Here is an 8,938-nt window from a genome sequence, read left to right as displayed (position 1 = left end):
GTCCGGGGTGGGTCGCGTGCGGTGGATGGTGCGGGATGGAGCGCGTGAGATGGCGATGGCCGGGCGAGGCGGTCGGGTGGCGCTGTCGGGCTGGTGGTCAGGTGCTGTCGCGGAGGATCAGGGTGGAGGGGTAGAAGGTTTGCGGGGTTGAGGTGTGGTGGTCGAGGAGTGCTGTGGTGGCTCCGGCGGCGATGGCTTCGACCGGGTTGGTGGTTGTGGTCAGGCTGGGGTGGCTCAGGGCGGCGTAGGCGATGTCGTCGAAGCCTGCGAGCGCGACGTCGCCCGGGACGTCCACGCCCATGCCGCGCAGGGCCGCCAGCGCGCCCAGGGCGGACAGGTCGCCCAGCGCGAAGATCGCGTCCGTGTCCGGCCAGCGGGTCATGATGGTGGTGGCGGCGGATTCGCCGTGGGCGGCGGTGAAGTTGCCCGGGGCCAGGCGTGGTGGGGTGCCGGACTCGGCGAGCGTGCGGTGATAGGCGGTCAGGGCGCGTTGGGTGCAGGGGAGCCACTCGGGGCCGGTGATCATGGCGATCCGGCGGCGGCCTGTGGCGAGGAGGTGTTCGATCATCGTCGTGGTGGCGGTGGCGTTGTCCACGTCGAAGGACGGCACGTCGCGGGTTCCGATGCCGATCGAGGCGACCCGGTCGCGGGCGGATCGGGGGACGGTGGCCAGGGCCGGGGTGGTGGGGTTGACGACGATCACGCCGGCGATGTCGCGGTTCTCGGTCAGCCTGCCCAGTTCGGCCGGGTCGTGCAGGGGGAGCCAGTGGAGGGACACGCCGACGTCGCGGGTGGCCGCGGCGGCGGTGGCGGTGGCGGCTAGCACGCGGGCGGCGTAGGGGTCGTTCAGCACGTGGGCGGTTTGGCCGGCGACGGCTACTGCGAGGCGGGTGCCGGTGCGGGTTGCCAGGGCGCGAGCGACGGGGTTGGGGACGTAGCCCAGTTCGCGGGCGGCGGTGGCGACTCGGTGGCGGGCGGACGCTGAGGCTGGGCCGCGGACGCTCAGGGCGCGGGACGCCGTTGCCACCGACACGCCGGCTCGGCGGGCCACGTCCGCCAAGGTCGGCTCCCGGTTCCTCGCGACCTCGACCACGGCGGCAAGTGTGCCGGCCGGGGCCTTGTGGTGGAAGCGCTTCCACGTGTGAGGTCACGAAAGTCCACTCGGTGCAGGCGGGTTCCGGGCGGTCCACATCGTCCGTGCGGTCCACATGGTTCCGCGCGGCTCGCGCGGGTCAGGTCAAGAAAGTCGAGGCGCGGGCGGGCACCGGCGGGAGTGTCGGTGTGGGTGGCCGGGTGTGAGTAGCAAGTGGCAAGTGGGCACGGGGTCGGATCGGTGGGAAGGGAGTTCGCATGTCGACCGTTGAGGTGACGTCGGGCAGTGTCAGGGGGGCCGCTGTCGGGGTCGCGGTGACGTTCGGGCTCAACGGGGTCGCGGTGGCGTCCTGGTTCGCCCGCGTCCCCGCCGCACGCGACGCCCTCGGCCTCGGCGCGGGAGCTCTCGGCTTGTTGCTGCTCGCCATGTCGGCGGGCGCGACGTTGGCGATGCTCACGGCGGGCGAGGTGACCCACCGGCTCGGAGCCCGGCGAACGGTCTGCGTGTCGACGGTCGGGGTGTCCGCCGGACTGGTGGTGGCGGGTGCGGCCATCGGGGTGTGGCCGTCGGCGGTGGCGGCGGGGGTCGGGTTGTTCCTGCTCGGGTACGGGTCGGGCACGTGCAACGTGGCGATGAACGTCGAAGCGGCGGCGGTCGAGCGGATGGTCGGGCGCACGGTCATGCCGCGGTTCCACGCGGTCTGGAGTTCGGGCACGGTGGTGGCCGCCGGGTTGGCCGCGGTGGCGGCGTGGGTGCGGCTGCCGGTGACGGCGCACCTGGTGGGCGTCGCGGGCGTCACGTTGGTCGGCACGCTCGTCGCCGCACGGTCGTTCCGGTACGCCACCGACAACGCGGTCGGAGGGAAGAGCGGTGTGCTGACGGCCTGGCGGGAGCCGCGCACGGTGCTGATCGGGTTGCTGGTGCTGGTCCTGGCGTTCACCGAGGGCACCGCGAACGACTGGGTCGCGGTGGCGTTCGTGGACGGGTACGCGTTCGGGCCGGCGGCGGGTGCGGTGGTGTTCGGGGTGTTCGTGACCACGATGACGTTCGGCCGGGTGGTGGGCACGGTGGCGCTCGACCGCTGGGGACGGGCGCCGGTGCTGGTCGCCACGATGCTGCTGGCGATCGCGGGGGTGGCGTTGGCGGTGCTGGGCGGTGAGCCGGCGGTGGCGGTGGCCGGGGTGGCGTTGTGGGGTCTCGGCACGTCGCTCGGCTTCCCGGTCGGCATGAGCGCCGCGGCCGACGAGCCGGGCCGGGCGGCGGCACGGGTCAGCGTGGTCGCCGTCATCGGGTACACCGCGTTCCTGGCCGGGCCGCCGGTGGTCGGCCTCCTCGGGGACCAGGTGGGCATCCTGCGCGCCCTGCTGGTCGTGCCGCTGCTGCTCATCCCGGCACTCGCCCTGGTCCCCGTCCTCCGCCCCCTCCCCACCGCGAGCCCCACAACGCCGGCGAGCCCTACTCCGCCCGCAACGCCGTCGCCGTAGACGTCTTCGCCGCCCAACCGGCCGGCAGCAACGCGCCCACGACCGCGATCAGCAACCCGCCGACGCCCAGCAGGAGCAGCGACAGCGGATCGTGCACGGCGAAGACCGACGGGGGCAGGCTGATCCCGGCGCTCTCCCCCATCGCCGGCAGCACGGCCTCGTGCAACGCGACCCCGGCGGGCACGCCGACCGCACCACCGACCACCCCGATCACGACCACCGAGGCGAGCACCATCGCGATGGTCTGCCGGGGCGTCATCCCGAGTGCTTTGTGGACACCCAGGTCGCGGATCCGTTCCCGGGTGTCGAGCACGAGGGCGTTCAGCACGCCCATGGCGGCCACCGCGACGAGCATCAGCGTGAGCGTCGCGGTCAGGCTGTTGATCAGGATGATGGTGTCGCTGGCCTGGTCGTCCCGACCGGGCCGCGCGGTGGCGCCCAGCGGCTTCAGCGCGGAGTTCAAGCCGTCGATGTACGAGGTGACGTCGGTGCCCGGCCGCACCGCGATGTGGTGGCTCGAGCGATCCGACCCGGACGTGAACGTGGCCGCGTCCGTCAGCACCACCATGCCGTCGTTGCTCATCTCGAAGACGTCGCCGACGATCCGCACGGTGACCGACTTGTCGCCGTCGTCCAACGTCACGGTGTCGCCGACCGCGGTCCCGGTGGCGACCAGGAACGTCGTCGGCGCGACGGCTTCGCCCGGCTGCGCGAACCACCGTCCCGACACCAGCTGGTAGCCGTCCCAGGTGGCGTCACCGGTGAACGAGACGACCGCGGTCGTGCCGGCGACCCCGCTGACGGTCACCTCCGTCTCGCTGGTGCGGTAGTGCGCGCGCGTCCCGGCTTGGGCGCTGATGGCGGCCGAGACGGCGACCGGGTCGACGTCCCGCTCGGCCGGGCGGACACCGGGACCAGGACCGGGACCACCCCGGCCGAACCCCTCGATCTTCACGTCGGCCGAGTTGTGGTTCCGGGCGATCTGCAACTGGTTGAGCGACGACGCCAACCCGACCGCGAACGTGACCGCGGTGGCGCCGAACAGCACCGCCGCGACCATCGCCGCCGCACGGGCGGGTCGCGCGAACGGGCGGGCCAGGCCGAGGCCGACCGGTCGCGGCACGGCGAGGCGCGCGGTCAGCCTGGCCGCCCAACGTCCCCGGCCGGGGCGCGGGGTGCGGCCGACGGCGATCGCGTCCACCGTGCGCAACCGCCCGGCCCGCAACGCGCTCACCCACGCCGTCACCGACACGAGCGCGAGCGCGCCGGCGATCACCACGACGTTCACCCACGGCGCCACGGTCAACGTCACCGCGCCGTAGACGTCCTCGGTCTCGGCCAGCACGGGGATCGCGAGCAGGTTGCCCGCCACGACGCCGATCGCGGTGCCGACCGCCGCCGGGATGAGGGCCTGCGCCATGTACGCCCACACGACCTGCGCCGGGGTGAAGCCGAGCGCTTTGAGGATGCCGATCCGCCGGGTGCCCGCGCCGACCGCGCCCGCGACCACGTTGCCGACCACGAGCAGGGACATGAACAGCCCCAACAGGCCGAACGCGACCAGGAACGGCACGAACACGGCGATGCTGCGGTCGGCGACCTGCTTCAGCACGAGCCACGACTGCGACCCGCTCAGCGCGCCCTCGGGCACCGCCGCCGTCACCGCCGCACGGGCCGCGTCGACCTGTTCGGTGGTGGCGGCGGACGCGAACCGGTACAGCACCTGGTAGCCCTCGGGCGCGCTGATCCAGGACGGTGGCACCCAGCCGTCGGCGGTGCGGCTGACCGAACGGGCCACGCCGACCACGGTCACCGTGGAGCCGTCGGCGAGGGTGAGGCGGCGGCCGACGCCGGAGCCGGTCGGCGAGTGCGCGTACGGGCCGTCGGCGGACACCACGAGCTCGCCCGGCGCGTCGGCCCACTCCCCCTCGGTCACCGTGACCGCGTCCACCGGGTCGCCGCCGGGTTCGGCGCGGCCCACCACGGTCAACGGCGGCGCGTCACCGGGGCCGTCGTCGCTCGGCGTGACCGACGTGACCGGGAACGGCCCGGCCGACGCGGTGACGCCCGAGACGGGTGCCTTGAGCTGATCCGCCGTCACCTTGCCCGCGTCGAACCGGGCGGACAGGTGCGCGCCGCGCTGCGTGGCGAACCCGTCGTCGAACGGCGCGGAGGACGCCACCAGCAGCGAGCCGCCGAGCACGGACGACGTGACGGCCATCGTGGTGGCGAGCCCGATCACCACGGTCTGCACCCGGCGCCGTGCGACGCCTGAGCGCACGACCCGTCCCAGCCCGCTCATCGGGTCGGCTCCACGACGACGTCGCCCGCGATCCGGCCGTCGACCAGCTGGATCGTCCGGCGCGTGCACGACCGCGCGAGCGCCAGGTCGTGCGTGACGACCACGAGGGTCTGGCCGTCGGCGTTCAGCTCGGTGAGCAGCGCGCTGACGTCCTCGCCGGAGGCGGTGTCCAAAGCGCCGGTCGGTTCGTCGGCGAGCAGCAGCGCGGGCCGGTTCATCAACGCCCGCGCGACGGCGACCCGTTGGCGTTCACCGCCGGACAGCCGGCCCGGGTAGGCGCGGGCGTGCCGGGCGACGCCGAGCTGGTCGAGCAGTTCCGCCGCGCGCTTCGACGCCTCGCCGCGCGCCATGCCCGCCAGTTGCGCGGGCAGCACCACGTTGTCGGCCACGGTCAGGTCGTCGAGCAGGTTGAAGAACTGGAACACCATGCCGATCCGGGCCCGCCGGTAGCGCGCGGACGCGGCCTCCCCCAGCCCGTCGACGCGCACGCCGGCCACGGTGACCGTGCCGGTGTCGGGCCGGTCCAGACCGGCGATCAGGTTCAGCAGCGTGGACTTGCCGCTGCCGGACGGGCCGAGGATCGCGACGGCCTCGCCTTCCCGCACGGTCAGCGACACGTCGCTCAACGCCGGTGGCCCGTCGTCGTACCTGCGGCTCACGTCGCGCAGTTCGATCACCGGCGTGGTCATGGTCGGCTCCCTGGTTCGTCCTCAGATGTGGCGCGGTGGACGCTAGGAGCGGCGCGGATCGGGGCGCGTCGGTCGGCCGGGGCATTTCCGGTAGGCCGTCGGGATGAGGGCGGCGCGGTGTCATCCCTGAGAGGTAGTCCAGCGGTGTAGGGCGAGGGGTCGTCCGGGTGGATGTCCGGTGGCCGGGCCGTCGGTGAGAATGGCGCGGTGACGAACGCGCCGGTGGCGGACCGACTGCGGACCTGGGCCACCCTGGTGGTGCTGCCGACCGGTCCGCTGCCCCGGCCCGCGGCGCGCGGCTACGTGTTCGACGCGGTGCTGGCGATCGTCGTCGGGATCGTTTCGGTGCGGTACGCGCTCCAGTCGCAGGACGTGCCCTTCCGCGTCATGGTCGACGGCATCCCGCAGCCCGTGCCCGTGCTCCCGCCGCCGGATCCCGAGGGGACGTTCGGCGCGGTGCTCGTGGCGGTGGTGGCCGCGGTGGCGTTGGCGCTGCGCCGCCGTTATCCGCTGGCCGTGCTGTGGGTGGTGCTGTACGCGACGCTGGTGACGCCGGAGGAGTCGCCGGGGCTCACGTTCACCGCGTGCGTGGTCGCCGCCTACTCCGCCGCCGCGTACAGCCCGCACCGGCCGCCCGCGGTGGCGAGCCTGCTGGTGACGGTGCTGCTGGTGGCGGTGTTCCGGGACTCCGAGCTGCCGGTGGTGCCGAACGAGTACGTGCCGCTGCTCGTCCTGGTGCCGCTGATCGTGGCGGCGAACAGCCTGCGCACGTGGAAGGTCCGCACGGACGAGGGCCGGGCGCAGGTGTCGGCGCTGGAACGCGACCAGGCGGAGGCGTTGCACCGGGCGGTCGAGCACGAACGGGCCCGCATCGCCCGCGAGCTGCACGACGTGGTGACGCACCACGTCAGCGTGATGACGATCCAGGCGGGCGCGGCGCGGAAGGTGATGGCGTCCTCGCCGGGGCAGGCGCGGGAGGCGTTGCTGGCGGTGGAGGCGGGTGGGCGGGCGGCGATGACGGAGCTGCGGCACGTGATGGGGCTGTTGACGATGGACGGCGCGGACCCGGCCGACCTCGCCCCGCAGCCGGGGCTGGACCAGCTCGACGCCCTGGTCGCGCGGCTGCGGGACAGCGGGGTGCCGGTCGAGTCGACCGTGACCGGGCAGCCGCGCCCACTGCCGTCCGGGGTGGAGCTGGCCGCCTACCGGGTGGTGCAGGAGGCGTTGACGAACGCGGTCAAGCACGCTGCCGGCGCGTCGGCGGCGGTCACCGTGGACTACGGCGCCGACCACCTCCGCGTGGAGGTGGTCGACACCGGCGGCGAGCCCGGCCCCGGCGCGGCCACGGGCGACGGGCACGGGCTGATCGGCCTGCGGGAGCGGTTGGCCGTCTACGGCGGCACGCTGGACGCCCGGCCGCGCGCCGGCGGCGGCTACCAGGTCACCGCGTCGATCCCGGTGGAGGCGCCGTGAGCGCCCCGCTGCGCGTGGTGGTGGCCGACGACCAGGTGCTGGTGCGGACCGGTTTCCGGATGATCCTCACCGCCGACGGCATCGACGTGGTGGGCGAGGCCACCAACGGGCTGGAGGCCGTGGAAGCGGTGCGGCGCACCGTGCCCGACGTGGTGCTGATGGACATCCGGATGCCGGAGCTGGACGGCCTGGAGGCCACCCGCCGGATCCTGACGGGCGCGGAGCCCGAGCCGCGCGTGATCATCCTGACCACGTTCGACCTCGACCACTACGTCTACGCGGCGTTGTCGGCGGGCGCGAGCGGGTTCCTGCTCAAGGACGTGACGCCGGAGCACCTGGTCGCGTCCGTGCGGATGGTGCGCTCCGGTGACGCCCTGCTGGCGCCCGCCATCACCCGACGGCTGGTGGAGCGGTTCGCGAACCGGGGCGCGGACACCGCCGCGCTGCACCGCGACCTGGCCGCGTTGACCCCGCGTGAGCTGGAGGTGCTGCGCCTGCTGGCACGGGGGCTGAGCAACGCCGAGCTGGCCGGGAAGCTGCACCTGTCCGAGGCGACCGTGAAGACGCACGTGGCGCGCATCCTGGCCAAGCTCGGCCTCCGCGACCGCGTGCAGGCCGTCGTCGTGGCCTACGAGACCGGGCTGGTCACGCCCAGCGGCCAGGCCTGACGCGGCCCAGCGGACTCAGTCGAGGAACCGCACGTCGGGGTGCCGGTCGGACGGTCCGTCGAGCAGCCGTTGCGGCCGGTGGCGCAGGTGCTGGTCGAAGAACGCGGTCAGGTAGGCGCGCTGGGCGGCGGTGGCGCGGGCCGGGTCGACGGTGCCGACGATCGGGGCCGTCACCGCCGGGTCGAGGCCGAGGTGGGCGGCCAGCCGCGGCACCAGCGACTGGTGGTCGGTGAACGACGAGTGCTCGCCGTCCGGCAGGTGCAGCTGCCGCACCCACCCGCGGTGGTGGGCCAGGAACGCCTGCCACGACAGGTCGGACGCCGCGCTGTGGTCGCCGGCGCTCATCAGCAGGAACGGCCGGTCGAGGCCCTCGGCGGCGACGCGGCCGAAGTCGCCCGTGGCCTGGTGGTAGGCCATGCTGCCGTCGAGGTTCGCGCCCGCGTCGATCCGGCGGTCGGACACCATGGTCTCGCCGGCGGTGAAGCCGCCCGCCGAGTGGCCGACCACGCCGACCCGGGTCAGGTCGAGCGACCGGCCGAGGCCGGGCGGCAGGGGGCGTCCGCCCGCGTCCGGGTTGCCGCCGGCGGCGAGGACTTCCAGTTGGTCGAGCACGAAAGCCGTGTCCTGGGTGCGGGTCGCCATCAGCTTCTTGTTGACGTCGATCGTCAGCGGCGGGAGGGAACGCGGCGCGATCCGGCCGTTCGGGAACTGCACCGCGAGCGGCTCATGAGTGTGGTCGATGGCGACGACCACGTACCCCTTGCTCGCCAACTGCTCCAGGAGACCGGTGCCCAGGGCGCGTGGGTTGCCGCGACCGGGCGAGTACAGCACGACGGGCCGTCGACCGGGGATCGCGGGCACGTCGGGGACCGAGTGGGTGGCGAAGCCGTAGTCGAGTTCGGCCGGGTCGATGCCCAGGGCCCTGGCGTCGCTCGCGGCGACCGCTTCGGCGACGGCGGGCGGCATGAACGGCGCCTCGTCGTTCGCGCTCGGCACGGCCGGGTAGCGGACGGTGACCATCAGTTCCCTGGTGGTGTCCGGCAGCCAGGGGTCGGGGCGGGCGTGGTCGACGAGGTGCAGTTCGGTGGTGCCCACCGCGTGCGGGCCGGTGGGGGCGGGCAGGGCGAACCGCACCGCGGACGGTGAAGCCGACGCCGGCACGGCGGCGGCCAGGGCCACACCGGCGAGCAGGGCCGGCACGATCAGTCGTTTTCCAGTCACCAGGCGAA

Annotated in this window: 7 protein-coding genes; 3 read left to right on the top strand and 4 right to left on the bottom strand. The window is 74.0% G+C overall.

The annotated features are described in order from the left end of the window. Positions 1-97: 97 nt before the first annotated feature. On the bottom strand, positions 98-1,093 hold the full coding sequence (locus ADK67_RS34550; RefSeq protein ID WP_053720756.1) for a LacI family DNA-binding transcriptional regulator: 996 nt from the start codon (positions 1,091-1,093) through the stop codon (positions 98-100). Positions 1,094-1,350: 257 nt separating this feature from the next. Between ADK67_RS34550 and ADK67_RS34545 the strand changes: the two genes are divergently transcribed. Then, a complete protein-coding gene (locus tag ADK67_RS34545; protein WP_053720755.1) occupies positions 1,351-2,577 on the top strand; it encodes an MFS transporter in 1,227 nt (408 codons plus the stop codon). Here ADK67_RS34545 and ADK67_RS34540 read toward each other — a convergent pair. Together ADK67_RS34540 and ADK67_RS34535 are read right to left on the bottom strand one after the other, a co-directional pair. Further along, complete coding sequence (locus ADK67_RS34540) at positions 2,549-4,879, bottom strand: ABC transporter permease (RefSeq protein ID WP_053720754.1); 2,331 nt, start codon at positions 4,877-4,879, stop codon at positions 2,549-2,551. The two genes, ADK67_RS34545 and ADK67_RS34540, sit on opposite strands and share 29 nt — an antisense overlap. Beyond that, positions 4,876-5,568: an ABC transporter ATP-binding protein gene (locus tag ADK67_RS34535; RefSeq protein ID WP_053720753.1), complete on the bottom strand. Its 693-nt coding sequence runs from the start codon at positions 5,566-5,568 to the stop codon at positions 4,876-4,878. The genes ADK67_RS34540 and ADK67_RS34535 overlap by 4 nt, the downstream gene beginning before the upstream one ends. A gap of 207 nt (positions 5,569-5,775) precedes the next feature. Between ADK67_RS34535 and ADK67_RS54855 the strand changes: the two genes are divergently transcribed. Both ADK67_RS54855 and ADK67_RS34525 read left to right on the top strand, forming a co-directional pair. After that, positions 5,776-7,041 (top strand): sensor histidine kinase, encoded by a 1,266-nt coding sequence (locus ADK67_RS54855; protein WP_053720767.1) that lies wholly within the window; start codon positions 5,776-5,778, stop codon positions 7,039-7,041. Further along, positions 7,038-7,709 (top strand): response regulator, encoded by a 672-nt coding sequence (locus ADK67_RS34525; RefSeq protein WP_053720752.1) that lies wholly within the window; start codon positions 7,038-7,040, stop codon positions 7,707-7,709. Before ADK67_RS54855 ends, ADK67_RS34525 begins: the two co-directional genes overlap by 4 nt. A 15-nt stretch (positions 7,710-7,724) precedes the next feature. Here the strand turns inward: ADK67_RS34525 and ADK67_RS34520 are convergent, their stop codons facing one another. Then, positions 7,725-8,930 carry an alpha/beta hydrolase family protein gene (locus tag ADK67_RS34520; RefSeq protein ID WP_053720751.1) on the bottom strand — a complete coding sequence of 402 codons (1,206 nt, stop codon included), beginning with the start codon at positions 8,928-8,930 and terminating at the stop codon, positions 7,725-7,727. Positions 8,931-8,938: the final 8 nt, after the last annotated feature.

The sequence above is a fragment of the Saccharothrix sp. NRRL B-16348 genome (assembly GCF_001280085.1).
GTDB lineage: Bacteria > Actinomycetota > Actinomycetes > Mycobacteriales > Pseudonocardiaceae > Actinosynnema.
The sequence above is the reverse complement of the archived record's forward strand: the minus strand, read 5'-3'. Positions and strand labels throughout refer to the sequence as shown.